General features: G+C 56.2%; 18 protein-coding genes and 1 pseudogene. 12 read left to right on the top strand and 7 right to left on the bottom strand.

The annotated features are described in order from the left end of the window. The first annotated feature begins 233 nt into the window (after nucleotides 1–233). The 5 genes from PWM43_RS10200 to PWM43_RS10180 all read left to right on the top strand — a co-directional run bounded on the left by PWM43_RS10200 (nucleotide 234) and on the right by PWM43_RS10180 (nucleotide 3,216). Nucleotides 234–1,271 (top strand): Dyp-type peroxidase, encoded by a 1,038-nt coding sequence (locus PWM43_RS10200; RefSeq protein WP_289842398.1) that lies wholly within the window; start codon nucleotides 234–236, stop codon nucleotides 1,269–1,271. A 1-nt stretch (nucleotide 1,272) separates the two neighbouring features. Further along, nucleotides 1,273–2,097, top strand: a complete 825-nt coding sequence (locus PWM43_RS10195; RefSeq protein WP_289842397.1) for a family 1 encapsulin nanocompartment shell protein — start codon at nucleotides 1,273–1,275, stop codon at nucleotides 2,095–2,097. Nucleotides 2,098–2,186: 89 nt separating this feature from the next. Beyond that, nucleotides 2,187–2,429, top strand: a complete 243-nt coding sequence (locus PWM43_RS10190; protein ID WP_289842396.1) for a hypothetical protein — start codon at nucleotides 2,187–2,189, stop codon at nucleotides 2,427–2,429. Nucleotides 2,430–2,647: 218 nt separating this feature from the next. Beyond that, complete coding sequence (locus PWM43_RS10185) at nucleotides 2,648–2,983, top strand: hypothetical protein (RefSeq protein WP_289842395.1); 336 nt, start codon at nucleotides 2,648–2,650, stop codon at nucleotides 2,981–2,983. Between the two features lie 50 nt (nucleotides 2,984–3,033). Then, nucleotides 3,034–3,216 (top strand): hypothetical protein, encoded by a 183-nt coding sequence (locus PWM43_RS10180; RefSeq protein ID WP_289842394.1) that lies wholly within the window; start codon nucleotides 3,034–3,036, stop codon nucleotides 3,214–3,216. 73 nt (nucleotides 3,217–3,289) lie between these two features. Here the strand turns inward: PWM43_RS10180 and PWM43_RS10175 are convergent, their stop codons facing one another. Next, on the bottom strand, nucleotides 3,290–4,066 hold the full coding sequence (locus PWM43_RS10175) for an AraC family transcriptional regulator (RefSeq protein ID WP_289842393.1): 777 nt from the start codon (nucleotides 4,064–4,066) through the stop codon (nucleotides 3,290–3,292). 149 nt (nucleotides 4,067–4,215) lie between these two features. On the opposite strand from PWM43_RS10175, the gene PWM43_RS10170 reads away from it, so the two are divergent. Continuing rightward, nucleotides 4,216–5,097, top strand: coding sequence for an NAD(P)-dependent oxidoreductase (locus tag PWM43_RS10170; RefSeq protein WP_289842392.1), 882 nt, complete (start codon nucleotides 4,216–4,218; stop codon nucleotides 5,095–5,097). A gap of 46 nt (nucleotides 5,098–5,143) precedes the next feature. After that, the gene (locus PWM43_RS10165) at nucleotides 5,144–5,701 is read left to right on the top strand and encodes an NADPH-dependent FMN reductase (protein ID WP_289842391.1); all 558 of its coding nucleotides are present in this window, start codon (nucleotides 5,144–5,146) and stop codon (nucleotides 5,699–5,701) included. Between the two features lie 94 nt (nucleotides 5,702–5,795). Here PWM43_RS10165 and PWM43_RS10160 read toward each other — a convergent pair whose 3' ends face one another. Continuing rightward, a complete protein-coding gene (locus PWM43_RS10160; RefSeq protein WP_289842390.1) occupies nucleotides 5,796–6,422 on the bottom strand; it encodes a TetR/AcrR family transcriptional regulator C-terminal domain-containing protein in 627 nt (208 codons plus the stop codon). 57 nt (nucleotides 6,423–6,479) lie between these two features. On the opposite strand from PWM43_RS10160, the gene PWM43_RS10155 reads away from it, so the two are divergent. After that, the gene (locus PWM43_RS10155) at nucleotides 6,480–7,925 is read left to right on the top strand and encodes an FAD-dependent oxidoreductase (RefSeq protein ID WP_289842389.1); all 1,446 of its coding nucleotides are present in this window, start codon (nucleotides 6,480–6,482) and stop codon (nucleotides 7,923–7,925) included. Nucleotides 7,926–8,187: 262 nt separating this feature from the next. Further along, nucleotides 8,188–8,385, top strand: a pseudogene (locus PWM43_RS10150) (SDR family NAD(P)-dependent oxidoreductase); the annotation flags it as partial. Between the two features lie 149 nt (nucleotides 8,386–8,534). Here the strand turns inward: PWM43_RS10150 and PWM43_RS10145 are convergent. The 3 genes from PWM43_RS10145 to PWM43_RS10135 form a co-directional block, all read right to left on the bottom strand. Next, nucleotides 8,535–8,939, bottom strand: a complete 405-nt coding sequence (locus PWM43_RS10145; protein WP_289842388.1) for a hypothetical protein — start codon at nucleotides 8,937–8,939, stop codon at nucleotides 8,535–8,537. A 75-nt stretch (nucleotides 8,940–9,014) separates the two neighbouring features. Further along, on the bottom strand, nucleotides 9,015–10,043 hold the full coding sequence (locus PWM43_RS10140) for a methionine synthase (protein ID WP_289842387.1): 1,029 nt from the start codon (nucleotides 10,041–10,043) through the stop codon (nucleotides 9,015–9,017). A gap of 26 nt (nucleotides 10,044–10,069) precedes the next feature. Then, nucleotides 10,070–11,053, bottom strand: a complete 984-nt coding sequence (locus PWM43_RS10135; protein ID WP_289842386.1) for a DUF1852 domain-containing protein — start codon at nucleotides 11,051–11,053, stop codon at nucleotides 10,070–10,072. A gap of 200 nt (nucleotides 11,054–11,253) precedes the next feature. On the opposite strand from PWM43_RS10135, the gene PWM43_RS15430 reads away from it, so the two are divergent. From PWM43_RS15430 to PWM43_RS10120, 3 genes are all read left to right on the top strand, one after another. After that, a complete protein-coding gene (locus PWM43_RS15430; RefSeq protein WP_394356062.1) occupies nucleotides 11,254–11,433 on the top strand; it encodes a DUF723 domain-containing protein in 180 nt (59 codons plus the stop codon). Nucleotides 11,434–11,859: 426 nt separating this feature from the next. After that, a complete protein-coding gene (locus PWM43_RS10130; RefSeq protein ID WP_289842465.1) occupies nucleotides 11,860–13,074 on the top strand; it encodes an MFS transporter in 1,215 nt (404 codons plus the stop codon). Between the two features lie 691 nt (nucleotides 13,075–13,765). Further along, complete coding sequence (locus PWM43_RS10120) at nucleotides 13,766–14,704, top strand: LysR family transcriptional regulator (RefSeq protein ID WP_289842385.1); 939 nt, start codon at nucleotides 13,766–13,768, stop codon at nucleotides 14,702–14,704. 391 nt (nucleotides 14,705–15,095) lie between these two features. On the opposite strand, the gene PWM43_RS10115 is transcribed toward PWM43_RS10120, so the two are convergent. Both PWM43_RS10115 and adhP read right to left on the bottom strand, forming a co-directional pair. Further along, nucleotides 15,096–16,487 carry an NAD-dependent succinate-semialdehyde dehydrogenase gene (locus tag PWM43_RS10115; RefSeq protein ID WP_289842384.1) on the bottom strand — a complete coding sequence of 464 codons (1,392 nt, stop codon included), beginning with the start codon at nucleotides 16,485–16,487 and terminating at the stop codon, nucleotides 15,096–15,098. Nucleotides 16,488–16,557: 70 nt separating this feature from the next. Beyond that, entirely contained in the window at nucleotides 16,558–17,586 is a 1,029-nt protein-coding gene (gene adhP / locus PWM43_RS10110) for an alcohol dehydrogenase AdhP (protein WP_289842383.1), read from the bottom strand. Nucleotides 17,587–17,643: the final 57 nt, after the last annotated feature.

Raw genomic sequence — 17,643 nt, 5'->3', positions numbered from 1 at the left:
GAAATGCGTGAACATCTCGCGGGAAGCTGATTCCTATCGTAAGATTTCCCTGCGCATTCGTCCAAGACCTTCTACTTATAACAATATGCATATTGGTTATATCGATGTGGAATTTCCATCTATCCTGATTATGGATTATACTGGAAAGCGTCACGCAAGGATGCGATTTTCCCGGCATTCCTCATCTCTGGACACGTCCGGCCAAGCATGAACCGGCAAGGAGTTTTCGAGTATTGACCACGCTTCAACCCGTCGACGCAAAACTGACCCGAGCCGCGATGTTCCTGATCGTGACATTGAATAACGGCGAGGATACCGCGATCGGCGCGCAGGTTCGGGATCTGCTGGGCGATATGTCCTCCCTGGTGCGGGGCGTCGGTTTCCGTATTCCCGATGGTCGTCTGAGCTGCGTGACCGGCATCGGTTCGGACGCGTGGGACGTGCTCTTCGGTGCGCCGCGCCCGAAGGATCTGCATCCGTTCGTGGAAATTCACGGGGTGCATCACGCGCCGTCCACGCCTGGCGATCTGCTGTTTCATATCCGTGCCACGCGGATGGATTTGTGCTTCGAACTGGCCGCCACGATCGTCTCGCGCCTCGAAGGGGCCGCGACCGTGACCGACGAGGTTCACGGGTTCAAATATTTCGACGAACGCGATCTGCTAGGCTTTGTCGATGGCACCGAAAATCCGTCCGGTCAGGCGGCGATTGATGCGACCATTATCAGGGACGAGGATCCGGATTTTGCCGGCGGCAGCTATGTCATCATCCAGAAATACCTGCATGACCTGAAAAAATGGAACGCGATACCGGTCGAAACGCAGGAAGACGTCATCGGTCGGCACAAGCTCTCCGATATCGAGCAGCGCGACTTCAACAAGAAGAGCTATGCCCATAATGTTCTGACGAATATCGAGGAAAACGGCGAACAGCTTCAGATCCTGCGCGACAACATGCCGTTCGGCGAGGTCGGCAAAGGCGAATTCGGCACGTATTTCATCGGCTATGCCCGATCGCCCGCACGCACGGAACAGATGCTGCAAAACATGTTCGTGGGTAAGCCGCCGGGCAATTACGACCGGATCCTGGATGTCAGCACCGCCATCACGGGCGGGCTGTTCTTCATTCCAACCGCCGATTTTCTGGACGACGCGCCTGACTTGCCCGCCTCTCAACCGACAGACCACCACATGTCCGGGAATCCGGCGCCTGAAACCCGCGACGTCGATCGCACGTCTCTGGGTATCGGCTCACTGAAAGAGAAACCGTAACATGAACAATCTCCATCGCCATCTCGCACCTGTTTCCAGCGCGGCCTGGGAGCAGATCGAAGACGAAGCCGCGCGCACGATCCGGCGACATCTGGCGGGTCGGCGTGTGGTCGATACCTCCGAACCGCGCGGGACTGCGCTGGCTGGAATCGGAACGGGACGCGGCAGCAGGATCGATGCGCCGCAGAGCGGCGTTCGCGCCATAAAGCGGGAAATCCTTCCGCTCGTCGAACTGCGGGTTCCGTTCACCCTGTCCCGCGAAGAGATCGACGCCGTCGATCGCGGCTCCCAGGATTCGGACTGGCAGCCGGTCAAGGATGCGGCGAAGACCATCGCATTCGCCGAGGATCGCGCCATATTCGACGGTTACGCCGCCGCGGGCATCCAGGGCGTTCGTCAAGCAACCTCCAATACGCCCCTCACGCTCCCGGCGTCGGTCCAGGACTATCCACGAGTCATTGCCGAAGCGCTCAACACGCTCCGACTGGCGGGCGTGAACGGCCCCTATTCGGTGGTTCTGGGCGCGCAGGCCCATCTGGCCGTCAGCGCCGGTGACGATGACGGCTATCCGGTGCGCAAGCACATTGAAAGCCTGATCGACGGCAAGATTATCTGGGCGCCCGCGATCGAGGGCGCCTTCGTCGTCACCATGCGGGGCGGCGATCTGGTGCTCGATATCGGGCAGGATTTTTCGATTGGCTATCTCAGCCACACGGCCGATACGGTCGAATTGTATCTCGAAGAAAGCTTCATCTTCCGCGTCCTGACCAGCGAGGCGACTGTAGCGATCAATAATACGGTCCCGAAAGCGATTTCGACGCCCTAAGCCGGAACATCCACCACCCGCTCCACGTTCAACCTTTCTGACGAACGGATTCAGACGATCAGTTTTCAATTCTAACAACAGGATAGAACATGTCTCACGACCACGTTCCGCATGCCGCCAGTTCCCTACGGGATCTTGGCCGCAAAGCGATGCATTCTCCGAAACTTCTTTCTCGGGAAGAGGTTATCCGTATTGCCGAACACGTCCTCAAAGGGGGCGAGCATGCCAGCGAACTGGAAAAGGAAATCGCCAAAAAGACGACCCATAATCCCGAAGGCGTGGAAGCGGACGAACTGGTCATTCTCGGGAAAAAGACCCTCGAAGACAAATAAGAGTGACCTTTCGGAAATCTCTTTATCGTTTCTTCCTGAATGAGGCCGGATCATGCCCGAGAAAGCTTTCCACAAAGGCCATCGGGACGCCAGGGTCAGAGCGGAAATCCACGATATCGATATCGCACTTTAAAACCGACAGATGCGTTCGCGGGTTATCGCCCAAGTCTTTCCTCTTCCGATAGCCCACGAACAGCCCCGCAGGAAAGAAGACTGACATGGACAATCCGCTCGAAAATTCTCCGCAAAAAGAAGCGCGCATTTTCGCCAAGGCAAAAGAATTGTGGGCGGCCGACGGCAAGCCGGCCTGCGGTCCCGATGCCTACAGGGAGCAGGCTTCGGATCTGATCGGAATGGAGAGCGATCCCGACGCTGGCCAGATTCCCGTCCACTCGCCAGTGCCCGTCGGACCGTATGGTCAGCCTCTCGAAGAGGCGTGGCTGGAGGAGAACCTCGGCAATCCGGGTGGCAGCATGAACGAACTCGACGACAAGCAGGAAGTGCCGTTCGCAACGCGGGGTGATGAGGAGAAATACCTCAAGGACAATGAGTGACTGCCATCCGGTTTTTCTAGTGAGTTGACCTCGATCGGGAAGAAAACATCATGATGCCCGTATTTCTCGACAAAGATTCGAAACCGGCCGCACCGCGTGAAGACGGTTGGTATATTCTCGATGGCACTGACATTCGGGACGAAGGCCCTTTTACGACCGAAGTCCAAGCCTCTCTCTGGATCGACGACCAGGAACCGGACCCCATTGCCGGAGAAACGCTGCCTTCCGAGTGATCCGCTTGATGATTTGAACCGACATGCCGAGACTGATTACGTCCCGCTACGGCAGACTCGCAAGTCATGGATACTACGAACCTTCATCGCTCGACCTGCAAAGTTTCATATAGGCAGCGGGACTATGTCCCGTGATCTTCCGAAATATTGCCGCGAAAGCGCCCGGACTTTCGTAACCGACGTCAAGTGCGACGCTGGTGACGGCCTCCCCGCGTGCCAGCCTTTCCTGGGCATTGAGGATACGCAGCCGCTGACGCCAGGCCGTAAACGGCATTCCCGTCTCCGCCCCGAAATGCCGGACGAAGGAGCGCACGGACATGGATGCCTCGATCGCCCAGTCCTGCTGCTCGCGCGCATCGGCCGGGTTTTCGCTCAGCGCATCAGCGACACGCCGTAAGCGGCCATCCGTCGGAAAAGGCAGGGAAACCGATGCGCGGGGCAAGGACAAAAATTCATCCCAGAAACTCTCGGCCAGACGGGCGAGACTATCGCTCCAGAATGGATCTGACACACAATGCGCTAGCCGCTCTGCTTGCGCGATCAGAAGGGGCGTACCCCGCACGAGAAACGGCTGCGCGGGTAACATCGTGGATCGTGCCTGATTGATGAACAGGCTCCAGCCGCGCACGGCGCCGTGCGAGCGGGCTGTATGGCACAGATAAGGTGGCAACCACAAAGCCTGGCCGGGGCCGATCAGCCAATATGCCTCGTCCGTCCGCATACCCATCACCCCATGCCCTATCCCGAAGATCTGACCACGGGAATGGGCATGCAGGTCCGCAATCCGGCGTGTTTCCTGCTGCATATGTCCCCCCAACAGCCAGGGAAGATCCGCGTCTGGACTGTCCATACAGGACGGGATCAGGGAAGAAGTGGCGCGCATGAGTCGAAATGTGGCTTATGTGATGAAGCACGCCAAGCCCCGCCCTTTTAAAATCTCGCATGAAGCGACACGGGCCCCCTGCGGATCTCGTGCAACCACAGCAAAGAGACATCATCATGAAAATCGGATTTATCGGACTTGGCGCCATGGGCCATCCTATGGCGAGACGCCTGCTCGACGCGGGACACCATCTCGTTGTCTATAATCGAACAGCAGCCAAAGCGGACGATCTCGTGGCTATGGGAGCGGCCCTGGTGGAAACGCCCGCCGCCGTCGCGTGGGAAGTCGATGTCGTCTTTTCCATGATGTTCGACGATGCGACCACCCAGGAAACAACCTTCGGCAAGGACGGGATCGCGTCCGGATTGTCGTCGAAGGCCATTCACGTTTGCTGTAGCACGGTCTCCCTCGCCCAGGCGCGCCGTCTGCGCGACGGTCATGCGGAGCGTGGGCAGACTTATGTCAGCGCCAATGTTCTCGGGCGCCCACCTGCGGCGGAAGCAGGAGAATTGTTCGTCATGGCGGCAGGAGCCCAGGACGCGCTGGACCGCCTGGAACCGGTGCTCAAGTGTTTTGGGCCGCATATCTTCAGAATGGGTGACGACCCCATTCAGGCCAATCTGGCCAAACTGTCGCTCAATTTCATGATCTATTCGACCATCGAACAAATGGCGGAGGTGTTTGCGCTCAACGAGAAGGCCGGAACCGACCCACGCAAAATTTTCGAAGTCATGACGGGTAGCTTCTATAATGCTCCGGTCCACAGGAACTACGGCAAGCTGATGATCGAGCACGATTATGATTATCCCGGCGCACCGGTGACGCTCGGCCTAAAGGATGTCAAGATGTTCATGGATGCCGGAGGCGATTACGGCGTTCCGCTGCCTTATGCCTCGGTCGTCCGCGATCGCCTGCTCAGCGCCGTCAGTGCCGGAGACGCCGATCGCGATTTCGTCGTGCTGCTGGAACGCGTGCGACAGGAGAGTGGCTTGAAGTAGGATGGACGGAAACCGCACGAACACATCGGAAGTCTTGGCCGCAAAAATGACGAAACGGGTTCTGGTGATCATGGGCAGTGTGCGGGCCGGGCGTCATTGTCCGACCATCGCACGGTGGGTTTCCAGGATCGGACAGGAAAGGACCGATCTTGCAATCGAGATTATCGATCTCGCGGAATGGTCGCTTCCCATGGACGACGAGCCCGGCATCCCAGCACTCGGTCTTTACGAGCAACCCCATTCAAAAGCCTGGAGCGAGAAGGTGGCGCGAGCCGATGGCTTCGTTTTCGTGACACCCCAATATAACTGGGGGTATCCGGCCGCGCTGAAGAACGCCATCGACCACTGCTATCTCGAATGGAAAGGAAAACCCCTGATGATCGTCACCTATGGCGGTCATGGCGGCGGGAAATGCGCGGCACAACTGCATCAGGTGGCTGAGGGACTCAAAATGAGGCCTGTTTCTCCGATGCCCGCGATGACTCTTTCAAACGCCATCATTCGAGAAAATGCCCCTCTTGATGACGTGACCTTTGAAGCGGCTCTTTCCCCGGTCCAGGACGGTTGGACAGCGCTCGCTGAAAGCCTATCCTCTTCGACATAACGTGCAAGCACTCGTATTATCAGACGAAATCCATCTGATAATACGGTCCGACTGAAAAACCGTCCGGTAACGCCTGCCTCGCGGCGTATGGGCGTCAGCCGGGAGATGACAGACCGCCGAAAAACGCGTCCAGCCCTCGTTCGAAGCGCGCGTCGAAATCACCGGCAAGAACGGCGTCGAGGCTTTGGGACAACGCTGGAAACCGACCGCCCATCGCAGAGATGAATTGTTCCCGCACGGACTCAACGCTTTCTTCGCCGCTCCATCGCTCGCGAAAACCCTGTTCCTCGATTGTGAAACCAAGAACATACGAAACGAGATTGAACATGGCATCGACCGCCGTCTGCTGTGTCAGCCCTTTACACAGCAAGGCTGCAAGCGCGATATCGGCCACTGCCAGAACGTTTTCGCCCATGACATAGGTGCCCGCATAAACCCGTGCTCCATCCCGACGCGACAGCAATGTCGCACGCAACGCCGTTGCCAAAGACCATAATACGTCGTCTGGCTCTGTCGTCACATTCACCATACCGGCAACGGGCGCGATCAGGGCATCGGCCATCTGGTCGAGCAGGTCCCGCTTCGATGGAAAGTGCCAGTAAAGCGTGGGTGCCTGCACGTTAAGGGCTTTTGCCAATACACGCATGGTCAATCCATCACTGCCGACTTCGTCGAGAAGTGTCAGCGCCGTGCGCAGGACGGTCTGTTTATCAATTGCCATGCTTGACTCCCTAACATCGTTAGGGCCAGTCTAACAACGTTAGATTGGAGTTTCGATATGAAAAATCTCGATGTCGTTGTGGTTGGCGGCGGCCCTGTGGGTTTGTGGACAGCATGCGAACTCAGGCTTGGCGGACTTGACGTCACGGTGCTTGAACGCCGCACGGAAAGGGTCGCGCAATCCCGGGCACTGACCCTTCATGGCAGGACGATCGAGTTGTTCGCCATGCGCGGCATCGCGGAACGTTTTCTTGCCGAAGGGCGTCCCATTTCGAACGGCCACTATGCAGGGCTCGAAACGCGGCTGGATTTTTCGTGCTTCGACACGCGCTTTCCCTTCACACTGTTTCTGCCGCAGAGCCGCACCGAAGCCCTGATCGAGGACCATGCGCGCGAACTGGGTGTGGATATCCTGCGCGGCCATCATGTCGAGTATATCACCGGCAATACGTCTGACGGCTACGACCTTGTCGCCCGTCACGCGCAGGGCAATTCCACCTTCCATGCCCGCGCGGTGGTCGGCGCGGACGCGCGACACAGTGTCGTGCGACAGACGGCAGGTATCTCGTTCGATGGGCATGATGCAACGGTAAGCATCATGATGGGCGATGTGCGCATAGATGGCCTTGAAGGCCCGCCAGTCCGTATGGTGACGAACGAACATGGTGGCGTGGCGATCGTGCCGGTCGCGGCCGACGGCACGGTGCGCGTCATCATGGCGGACCCCGAACGTATGCATGTTCCTGTGGCCCAGCCTCTGTCGCTCGATGAGCTGACGACATCTACTCAACGGATACTGGGTGCCGGTATCCGGCTCAGCGAACCGTCATGGCTGACCCGCTTCGGCGATGAGACACGGCTTGCCGCGCGTTACCGCGAAGGCAATCTTTTCATAGCCGGCGATGCTGCTCATCTGCATCTGCCCGCGGGCGGACAGGGCATGAATGTCGGATTGCAGGACGCGATGAATCTGGGTTGGAAGCTCGCAGCGGTCCTGAAGAGCGAAGCGCCCGACGCGCTGCTCGACAGTTACGAAATCGAACGTCGGCCGATCGGTGCCCAGCTTGCACGCAATACCGAGGCACAAGGTGCGTTGATGACGCGTTTCGACCCGGCTCATCTGGCGTTGCGTGCTGAAATGTCGGAGCTGCTGAAAATGCCCGAGGTCAATCGCAGGCTCGCGGGCGTGCTGTCCGGGTTCGATCTCCGCTATCCCGCTGGCGGCCTTTTCGGAAACCGGATGGGCAGCGGCGAACGGGTGCCCGATCACCCCGTGACGCTGGCGGACGGAACATCGACGACCATCCACAGTCTTCTGGCGGACGGACGATGGCTCCATCTCTCGTCCGGCAATGGTACACGCATCACGCTGCCTGACTGGTTGTCAGCCGACAGCGTACGCTTCGTGGAAGCGTCATCCGGCGTACCTGGCGCCGATGCTCCGACCGCTCTTCTCGCACGTCCCGATGGTTACAGTGCGGGACACATGACCCACGCAGCGTGATCTGCGAGAAAACGGTGTTCCGCCAAGCTGGCTTTTTCGCCCATCCGCTGTAAAAAAACGCATCAACCGCGCCTCGTCAGCGGGTTTCACGAAACCGAACAGGAGCGTCCCCGCAAAATGGCCGTCCGGGCGCGCGCGGGCCTTCATCCCTGATTTCACTGGCTGACCGGAACGTAATGCAACCGTGGAAAGCCAATGCCAATTGACCCGCGAGAAAATTCCTGGCTCCATCGATGATCTCAGGAGGTAGTTCGATGCGAACGTCTTCGGCGTGGTGGCAATGATCAAGGCCGTGCTGCCGGGAAGGCGGGAAGTGCGGCATGGGCATATCGTCAATGTCACATCCATGAGCGGCTTCATCACAAAGCCCGGTATCAGCTTTTACTGCGGCAGAAAATTTGCGCTCGACGACATATCCGAGACGCTCCTGGTTTCGTGCGCCAAAAGCTTGAGCAGATGACCTCGCAAATCACCGCCCGTGAGACAGTTTCCCGTTCGACAAGCTTCGATATCTGAGTCATATGATCTGGACGGCGAACGCGCTGCCGCGTCCCTCGTCGAGCGGCAGCGTCTGTGGCAGAGAGCTGTTTTCGGGATTGCCCACGCAATTCAGGTTGTTTGGATCAAAAGCCTGCTCACCGGACTCCACACCTTCGGTGCAAGACAGGGGCCGATCAGTTTCAGGGCCATCCAGCGATCGAGTTCGGCAAACGCTCTATTATGGAACTGATAATGAAGCCTGACGGCACAAAAGATGAAGCAGAATGCCGACCCATCGGAACGGATGTCTCGATCTCGAAGGAGAGAGTCCATGACGCGCCTGACGGCTTGTCCCTGACATGTGAGGATTCGAAAGGCGGCGCCACCGATGACAACGACCTGTTCGGCTGCCAGTGCTGCATGATCCCCTGGCTGCTTTGAGTCGAACACAAGCTGTTCAGACAATCGCAACGACAGCCATGAAAGAGCACCAATGTTTCTTCCTGACGTTATAAACGGCTGAAAGCGCTTCACGCATCCTGATGGAGAAACGCATCGACTGCCTGTCTCCGCGCCTCTCCATCGACACGAGCCGTGCTCCGACAGTTATCAGGCCGAAAGCTCCCTTCGCACGATTTCCGCGCCCGCGCCCAGAGCATTGAGCTTGCCGCGCGCCACCTCACGCGGCAATGGCGCCATGCCGCAGTTCGTGCAGGGGTAAAGCTTGTCCGCATCGACAAACTTGAGTGCCTTTCGCAAAATATCGGCCACTTTTTCGGGCGTCTCGACCGTTCTGGTGGCGACATCAATGGCGCCGACCATGACTTTTTTTCCGCGAATGAGCTCGATCAGATCCATGGGAACGCGGGAGTTCTGGCACTCCAGAGAAATCAGGTCGATATTGGATTTCTGGAGTTTGGGAAATATTTGTTCATACTGGCGCCACTCGTCCCCGAGAGCATTTTTCCAGTCGATATTGGCTTTGATGCCATAGCCATAGCAGATATGAACCGCGGTTTCGCACTTCAGTCCTTCTATGGCCTTTTCCAAAGTGGCAATACCCCAATCGTTCACCTCATCGAAGAAAACATTGAAGGCAGGTTCATCGAACTGGATGATATCGACGCCAGCCGCTTCGAGTTCTCTCGCCTCCTGATTGAGGATCCTGGCGAATTCCCAGGCCAGCTTTTCGCGGCTTTTGTAATGGCCATCATAGAGCGTGTCGATCATGGTCATGGGGCCAGGCAGAGCCCATTTGATCGGTTTCTTCGTCAGACTGCGTAAAAACTTCGCGTCCTCGACAAAGACCGGCTTCTCACGCGTCACGGCGCCCACGACCGACGGCACGCTTGCATCGTAGCGGTCACGAATTTTAACCGTCTGACGGTTCTCGAAGTCAACACCGCCAAGATGCTCGATAAACGTGGTGACGAAATGCTGACGCGTCTGTTCGCCATCGCTGACAATATCGATATCGGCACGATCCTGATCGTCCAGCGTCAGGCGCAGCGCATCCTGCTTGCCCTCGACCAGTTCTTCGCCCTGTAATTTCCAGGGAGACCATAATGTTTCAGGCTTAGCGAGCCAGGACGGCTTGGGCAGGCTACCAGCCGTCGACGTGGGAAGGAGTGTTTTCATGAGAGTGACCTTATGCTTCTAATCGATCAGGCGGCGTAACGGGCAGACCACCGTTCAAGAATATCGTGATACGGCTTGATGAAATTCTCTTCCGTATATATTCCCTGTGCGGTCGCCAGTTGGCTCCGCTCTTCACGGTCGTAGATTATTCGGGTGTTTGAATAATCCTGATGTTTCAGACTGGGTTGACAGCACTCGGCAGCCGCAGCATTGGCATTGTAGATTTCAGGACGATAAACTTTCTGAAAAGACTCCATCACGCTGATGGTGCTGATAAGTTCAAGAAAAGAGTAATCAGACAGCAGATCACCGGAAAAATAAAATGCCAGTGGCGCCATACTATTGGCAGGCATGAAATAACGAACTTTCATGCCCATTTTATTAAAATACTGATCCGTCAGAGAAAAGTCATGCTGTTGATACTCGACACCCAGGATAGGATGCCGGTTTTCTGTCCGGTGATAGGTTCGATTGGTTGAAATACTGAGACATATGACAGGTGGCTTCCTGAAATCCCTCTTATATGCCGCTGAATTTACAACCGCCTTAAAGAGATTTCCATGCAGATCTCCGTAATTAAGAGGAACAGTGAATTCTGCCTTGTCTTTATTGTATTCCGGCAATAACACGCTGAAATCGTAGTCTCGGACATATGAAGAAAAACTGTTCCCTGCGAGACCTTTCATGCGTATACCGGCTTTTTTATCGACAATCGTACTATAAAGGATTTCAATCAGCGGAAAGCTGCCGTTCTTATCGGCAAAAGCAAGGTCCATCTCGACGGAAACGATTTCGAGTTCGATCGAATAGCGATCTCCCCTGGGATTATCCCAGGACGCCAAATCATTGAAACGATTTTCAATCATCAACAGAACGTTACGCAGGTTTTGCTGGCGACTCTCACCTCTCGCCAGATTGGCGAAATTGGTCGTAAGCCGCGTCCTGTCCGACGGATGATAGTTCTCATCGAAGCGAAGTCGATGGATACTGAAGGTTGAATCCTGGATCATTATGGTCTTTCGTCCTTTATCTCACAGAAAGTCAGAATTTTATTTTATATTTTACATGAATACATGGTTTTTAATTCTATCTTTCTGAAATGATGGCCATCGTCATGTCTGCTTTATGCCCAAACGGCACAGTGAATAAAAATGATTTTATTTCATAAAAATATAAATATCATTCATGGGTTGGTGCAGTTTATAACTCTGTGGTCAAAGACGTCGAGAGTTCGAAAAAGAACCGTGAAGCGAAGCGGCTGGCCCGTTCGTCAAACTTTCCCACCACCCTATTGACCGACTTTTCCAGACGTCGCCGTCCCTTCCGCATAAAGCAGCCAGTCCACGGAATCCCGACAATCCGCAGTTTTTCTCCCATCCTGGATGCCTGAGGCCATGGACGTCCGGTATCCATGCGATGATCGCCCCATTTTCATCAACCATCACCTATTCGTCGATCATGATCAGTGACGTGCCGTATAGGTGAGTGTTCCGAAGACGATCTGCGGCAACATTGTCTTTGGAACATGTCTTTGAGAGCGGCTTCCGTAAGGCACTCCAAGCTCTTCCATGAGCCGGATAACACACGGAAGCAGACGTTGCCGGAATGATGCACGACGGTCATCGCTCGGGGGTCCGTGCGGAAGCACTGACACTGCCGCTCTTACCGGTCGTGACGGTTCAGGCGTGAACTGCCATGCCCGTCTCTTCGCAGAGACGTCGCCAGGTGGCAGCGAGGTCATCTTCTGCTTCCTGTCGTCCGGGCAAACGTGTCAATAGACACAAACGCTCAGACCCCTGTCTCCGTCGGGAACCTCATCTTGTTCAAATCACTTTCCACCCAGGCGATTCTCGGACTGTGGGCCCTGTTCGCCTCGACCTTCATAGCCGTCACGACCGAGGTGGCACCTGTCGGCATTCTGATCGACATGGCCCAGGGTTTTCGGATCACGGAAGGTCACGCGGGCCTCGCCGTAAGCGCCTATGCGCTGCTGGTGGCTCTGGGCGCGGTACCGCTCACCATCGCGACAGCCAGAGTAGATCGCAAGCTCCTGATGCTTCTCTGCCTGGGCGGCTACGTTGTCTCCAATCTCGTTTCAGCCGTGGCCCCGACCTTTTTTATTCTCTGTCTGGGGCGCGCACTCGGAGGCGTCTCCCATGCTGTCCTGATGTCCATCGCATCAGCCTATGCCGCGTATCTGGTACCCAAGCAGATGACCGGCCGCGCGATTTCCTTCGTATATGGCGGAACGTCTCTGGGTTCCGTCCTCGGTGTTCCGGGAGCGGCAGCTATCGGTCACTTCGTAGGCTGGCGACCGGCCCTCTACGTCATGGCCATCCTGTCGGCCCTGCTCACCGTCTTCATCGCATTCTGCCTACCCCGCATCGAAGCGCCCATGACGCGAACCCTGCGTCTGCCGTCGCTTCAGTCGCGACAGGCCGTGCGGATCTTTGCCGTCGTCGTCATGATCAATGCCGTCTTTTTCTTCGCCCACAACCTTCTCTATACTTATGTTTCACCGCTCCTGCTCGCGCATGGTCTGCCTGAACGTGCTCTGAGCGTCGCCCTGCTGATCACAGGCGCCGTCAGTGTCTGCGGGCTGTGGGGCGCGGGACTGGTCGTGGATCGCTGGCCCGCGGCGGGGCTGTTCGGCGGCGGCTTTGCCATGCTCTCCGGGATCGGGCTGGTTTACGGCCGTCTGCTTGCTGGTTGGGAAACCGTCGCAGCGGTCGGACTGTGGTGCATGGGCTATGCCGCCATCATTCCTTTTGTCATGTCTGGCGCCATTCGCGCACGGGCGACCAGCGCGGATGTGGCGGGCGCCGCCATCAACAGCAGTAGCAATTTCGGTATCCTGTTCGGATCAGCGATCGGTGGCCATCTGCTGAGCACCCTTGGATTTGCGGTTCTTTGTCCTGCTGCCGCTCTCACAGCTCTTGTCGGCCTGGTATTGGCCGCATTGAATCCTACCGCTTTCCCCCGGACGCTGCACCACGACGATACAACATCTCCGGCGGAAGAAGCGTCATGAGGCTCGAGACCCATTAATTTATCGAATTGAGATTTTTTGCAGTTCACAAACATTAGAAATTACCATCCCTCCATTATCAGGATTCCCATCTTATATTTAAAACAATAAGCGGTTTTATTTATTTTATACGAAAACTCTTGACTGAAGCGAATATAACCTGATTTTTTGGCTCTCAACGAGGCGAGGTTGACGGTTCTTTGCGATGATAGTTGGTCTGTATGGAGACCAGAGCGGAAAACATGGTGTTCTGGCTTGCTACGTGGGGACGCTTGTGCGCGTCAGGAACAGAAAGCGGCGTATAAAGGAAAGGTTATCGTTGATCGGATCCTCCGTCCATCCACTGAACAGATTATTCAGCATCTGGATCACCAGAGTTTTAAACATCAGTCCCGGGTTAAATAGTGAGCGACCGCTTTTGTGCCTGCCTGAATAGGCCAGAGCGCTGCCCAGATCAGCACGTCCGTCATGTTCGTCGCAAAAAGCACCAGAATCCGGCTCTTTTCCTGAGTGGGTCCGTCGGAAACTTCGTTGAGCGTCTGAACGCAGGGCGAGGAAGGTCTGGACTATGAGCGACGACCGTCGCGGGAGATCCAAGTGAGTCATTGATCTATCACGATAAGAGTTTATAAAAATAAACTGAAGTGATATATTTTTTCATTAGTATGAATTTCGTGCATACATCGGACAAAACATGGCCATTCTGGAGCGCAGTCACCTGACGATCATTCGGGAAGTCGCGCGAGAAGGCTCGCTGACGGCCGCTGGAATACGTCTGAACCTGACCCAGCCAGCGCTCAGTCACGCTATCCGCAAGATCGAGCAGCAACTTGGCGTCAAGATATGGAGGCGGGAAGGACGCTCCCTCGTGCTTACCCAAGCCGGCGAATGGCTGCTGTCGCTGGCAAACCGACTGCTGCCACAGTTTGAACTCGCGGAGAATCGTCTTGAACAATTCGCGAATGGTGAGCGTGGCACATTGCGCATCGGAATGGAGTGCCATCCCTGCTATCAGTGGCTCCTGAAGGTGGTCTCACCGTATCTCGAAAGATGGCCGAAGGTCGATGTGGATGTAAGGCAGAAGTTCCAGTTTGGCGGGATCGGTGCATTGTTCAGTAATGAAATTGATATCGTAGTCACACCGGATCCACTTTATAAACCCGGTCTGAAATTCACACCGGTCTTCGATTACGAACTCGTTCTGGCCGTTGGCCCCGGTCATCCTCTGCGGAATGCGAAGTTCGTCTTGCCGGAGCAGCTTGCCGACGAAACGCTGATTACCTATCCAGTTCCATCCGATCGGCTTGATATTTATACGCAATTCCTGCAGCCGGCCGGTATTGGGCCACGGCAGCAAAAACAGATCGAGACGACGGACATCATGCTGGTGATGGTGACGCATGGAAGAGGCGTTGCGGCACTTCCGCGCTGGCTCGTAGAGGAGTATGCGGCTCGCTTCGAGCTTTATCCTGTAAAACTCGGGAAAAAGGGCATTGCGAAACAGATATTTCTTGGTCATCGGGAAACCGACGACGAGATTCATTATCTGAAGGATTTTATCGAATTCGCGGCTGCACCTCGTTTGGACCGTAAAGGACTGCTTTCAGAACCTAAGGGATCGACGAACCGTTGATTGAAATTCTTGCACCCAGGACTGTCATGCGGCAGCACTGATCCGCTCGATAAAGGCATCTTTGGCTTTTTGACCGACAGGGCATCGAGCCAGATATCGGGCGCGGTATCGGAACGTCGGCGACCTCCCACTGCGGGACCAGTCGGAACTTCCAGTTGGTCGAAACATGCAATTTTTTAACCAAAGAATAGAATAGCGAGATTTAATCAAGTCAAAAAAACACTACTACTTACCGCCCCTTTCAAAGAGGGTTCCCGCGAGAGGGGTATTCCGCCATGAAATCAAGAACACGAAGCCGCATTCAGGGTTTCAAGCGGAAAAAATTTCAAGTTCTTCCCGGCGTGGGACGAAGCACCGTCCCACGCCTCAGACCTTCAGACGGTCTTTATTTTCAGAACGGCGCGTCGATATCGACAACATCGATGAGCTTGTGATTCACAAACTCTTTGATACCCAGACCGACGAGTTCACGTCCGTAGCCAGAACGCAGCACGCCGCCAAAGGGCAGATCCGCCTTGACCATCGTCGGATGATTGACGAAGACCATGCCCGTTTCAATGCGCTTCGCGACCCGTTCGCCGCGGGCTTCATCCTTCGTAAAGACCGAACCACCCAGACCATACGGCGAGTCATTCGCGATACGAACTGCCTCATCTTCATCTTTGGCACGGAAAAGCATCGATACCGGACCGAAGAACTCTTCGCGCATCGCAGGATTGGCCTGATCCACTTCGGTCAGAATGACCGGGCGGAAGAATGCTCCGGCGTTCGGCATGTCGAGCGGAATTTCTTCAGACTTCGCACCAGCCTTTACGGCGCCCTCGACCTGCTCACGCAGCGAGTCGACAGCACCTTGCGAGGACAGGGGTGCCAATGTCGTCGACGGGTCCATCGGATCGCCCATCTTCAACTTGGTCACACCTTCCCGATAGCGGCTCAGAAATTCGTCGTAGATCGAGTCTACGACGATCATGCGCTTGGACGACACGCAGACCTGCCCGGCGTTCCAATGACGACCGAACACAGCCCACTTGACGGTCTTTTCGAGATCAGCGTCTTCCAGAACGATGAAGGCATCAGCGCCGCCGAGTTCCATCGTGCACTTCTTCAGGCCCTGCCCGGCTTCAGACGCCACCTTCGCACCAGCCCCTTCCGAACCGGTGAGCGCCACGCCGCGCACGCGGTGATCGGCGATGATACGCGACACCTGAGCATGGGAAGGAAAGAGGTTGCGGAAAGCCCCATCGGGCAGCCCGGCCTCCACCATCAGCTTATCCATCGCGGCCGCGCATTGCGGAACGTTGGAAGCATGCTTCAGGACGATCGTGTTACCAGCGGAGAGCTGGGGCGCGATAATGCGTGCAACCTGATAGAACGGGAAATTCCAGGGCTCGATCGCGAGGAGAATACCAAGCGGCTGATGAATGATCTGGGCGCGGCCTTCCGCCGCATCCGCCACCGGCAGCGCTTCCGGAACGAGGAGTTTTTCGGCGTTCTTCGCGTAATACTCGAAGATCGCGGCTGAAAGCTCCGTCTCGGCCTTTGCCTCGCCGAAAACCTTGCCCATCTCCAGCGTCAGAAGCTTCGAATAGGCATCCATGTCACGCCGCAGGATATCCGCCGCGTTCTGCATGACCTTCGCACGCTCTGCGAAAGAGGTCTCACGCCACGACAGAAAAGCAGCGTGCGCCTTGTCGAGCGCCGTATCGATCTCGGCATCCGTCGAATTCGGAAAAACCTTGATCTGCTCGTTCGTAAACGGATTGGTGGTAGCGTATGCCATAACTCAGATCCTTGTTGTCGCTTGCGGGCATCCAAAGGAATAGCCGCACAGGAAGAAAACGGGAACCGTCTCAGTTGCGGAAGTCGAGCACGATCCGTCCATCGATCCGCCCATTCTGTAGATCGTCGAAGATGCCGTTGATATTCTCAAGTTTGTCTGTCTTCACAACCGTGCGAACTTTTCCTTCGGCGAAGAAGGACAGCGCCTCGATCATATCGAGACGCGTCCCCACGATCGAACCCCGCACGGTCGTCCCCGACATCACCATGTCGAAAATCGAGATCGGAAACTCTCCCGGTGGCAGACCATTGAGCACGATCGTGCCGCCGCGGCGTGTATAGCCCATCGCCTGCGAAAAGGCCGTGCGCGAGACGGCCGTAACCAGCGCCCCATGCGCCCCGCCCACTTCCTTCTGCACGAAAGCGGCAGGGTCGGTGTCTTTGGCATTGACCGTCAAGGCTGCTCCGAGTTTACGCGCCGTCGCCAGCTTTGCATCGTCGATATCGACGGCCACGATATTGAGGCCCATGGCGACGCCGTACTGCACCGCCATCTGCCCAAGACCCCCAACGCCGGAAATGGCAACCCAGTTCCCTGCCTTGGCCTCGGTCATTTTCAGACCCTTGTAGACCGTCAGACCCGCGCAGAGTACCGGCGCGATCTCGATGGGATCGGCCCCGGCGGGGATATGAGCGACGTAGTTCGGGTCCGCGACAACATATTCTGCAAAGCAGCCATTGACGGTATAGCCGGTATCGTCCTGTTTTTCACAGAGCGTTTCCCAGCCGCCGAGGCAATGCTCGCAGTGACCGCAGGCCGAATAAAGCCAGGGCACGCCCACGAGGTCGCCTTCCTTGACCCATTTGACATTGCCGCCGACCTGGACCACCCGCCCTATGCCTTCATGCCCCGGGATGAAGGGCGGATTCGGCTTGCTCGGCCAGTCACCGCGTGCGGCGTGGAGATCCGTGTGGCAGACGCCGCAGGCTTCCATCTTCACCAGAATATGATTCTGGTCGATGGTCGGAATATCGAGTTCCTCAATCGTGAGCGGTTTGCCGAATTCGCGAACGACAGCCGCTTTCATTTTTCCCGACATCGTCTTTATCCTCTTCTCTGAACTCTCAGTCTCGTATCCGGCCTTCGTGACCGGACA

The organism is Brytella acorum, from assembly GCF_029309905.1.
Lineage (GTDB): Bacteria > Pseudomonadota > Alphaproteobacteria > Acetobacterales > Acetobacteraceae > Brytella > Brytella acorum.
Note: the sequence above shows the minus strand (reverse complement) of the source record. Positions and strands in the feature narration are given on the sequence as shown.

Bases quoted from the DNA above. Each gene is read 5' to 3' on its own strand.
- PWM43_RS10175 (WP_289842393.1), bottom strand. From the start codon at position 4,066: ATGGACAGTCCAGACGCGGATCTTCCCTGGCTGTTGGGGGGACATATG.
- PWM43_RS10155 (WP_289842389.1), top strand. From the start codon at position 6,480: ATGAAAAATCTCGATGTCGTTGTGGTTGGCGGCGGCCCTGTGGGTTTG.
- PWM43_RS10190 (WP_289842396.1), top strand. From the start codon at position 2,187: ATGTCTCACGACCACGTTCCGCATGCCGCCAGTTCCCTACGGGATCTT.
- PWM43_RS10180 (WP_289842394.1), top strand. From the start codon at position 3,034: ATGATGCCCGTATTTCTCGACAAAGATTCGAAACCGGCCGCACCGCGT.
- PWM43_RS10185 (WP_289842395.1), top strand. From the start codon at position 2,648: ATGGACAATCCGCTCGAAAATTCTCCGCAAAAAGAAGCGCGCATTTTC.
- PWM43_RS10140 (WP_289842387.1), bottom strand. From the start codon at position 10,043: ATGAAAACACTCCTTCCCACGTCGACGGCTGGTAGCCTGCCCAAGCCG.
- PWM43_RS10135 (WP_289842386.1), bottom strand. From the start codon at position 11,053: ATGATCCAGGATTCAACCTTCAGTATCCATCGACTTCGCTTCGATGAG.
- PWM43_RS10115 (WP_289842384.1), bottom strand. From the start codon at position 16,487: ATGGCATACGCTACCACCAATCCGTTTACGAACGAGCAGATCAAGGTT.
- PWM43_RS10160 (WP_289842390.1), bottom strand. From the start codon at position 6,422: ATGGCAATTGATAAACAGACCGTCCTGCGCACGGCGCTGACACTTCTC.
- adhP (WP_289842383.1), bottom strand. From the start codon at position 17,586: ATGTCGGGAAAAATGAAAGCGGCTGTCGTTCGCGAATTCGGCAAACCG.
- PWM43_RS10165 (WP_289842391.1), top strand. From the start codon at position 5,144: ATGACGAAACGGGTTCTGGTGATCATGGGCAGTGTGCGGGCCGGGCGT.
- PWM43_RS10120 (WP_289842385.1), top strand. From the start codon at position 13,766: ATGGCCATTCTGGAGCGCAGTCACCTGACGATCATTCGGGAAGTCGCG.
- PWM43_RS10195 (WP_289842397.1), top strand. From the start codon at position 1,273: ATGAACAATCTCCATCGCCATCTCGCACCTGTTTCCAGCGCGGCCTGG.
- PWM43_RS10170 (WP_289842392.1), top strand. From the start codon at position 4,216: ATGAAAATCGGATTTATCGGACTTGGCGCCATGGGCCATCCTATGGCG.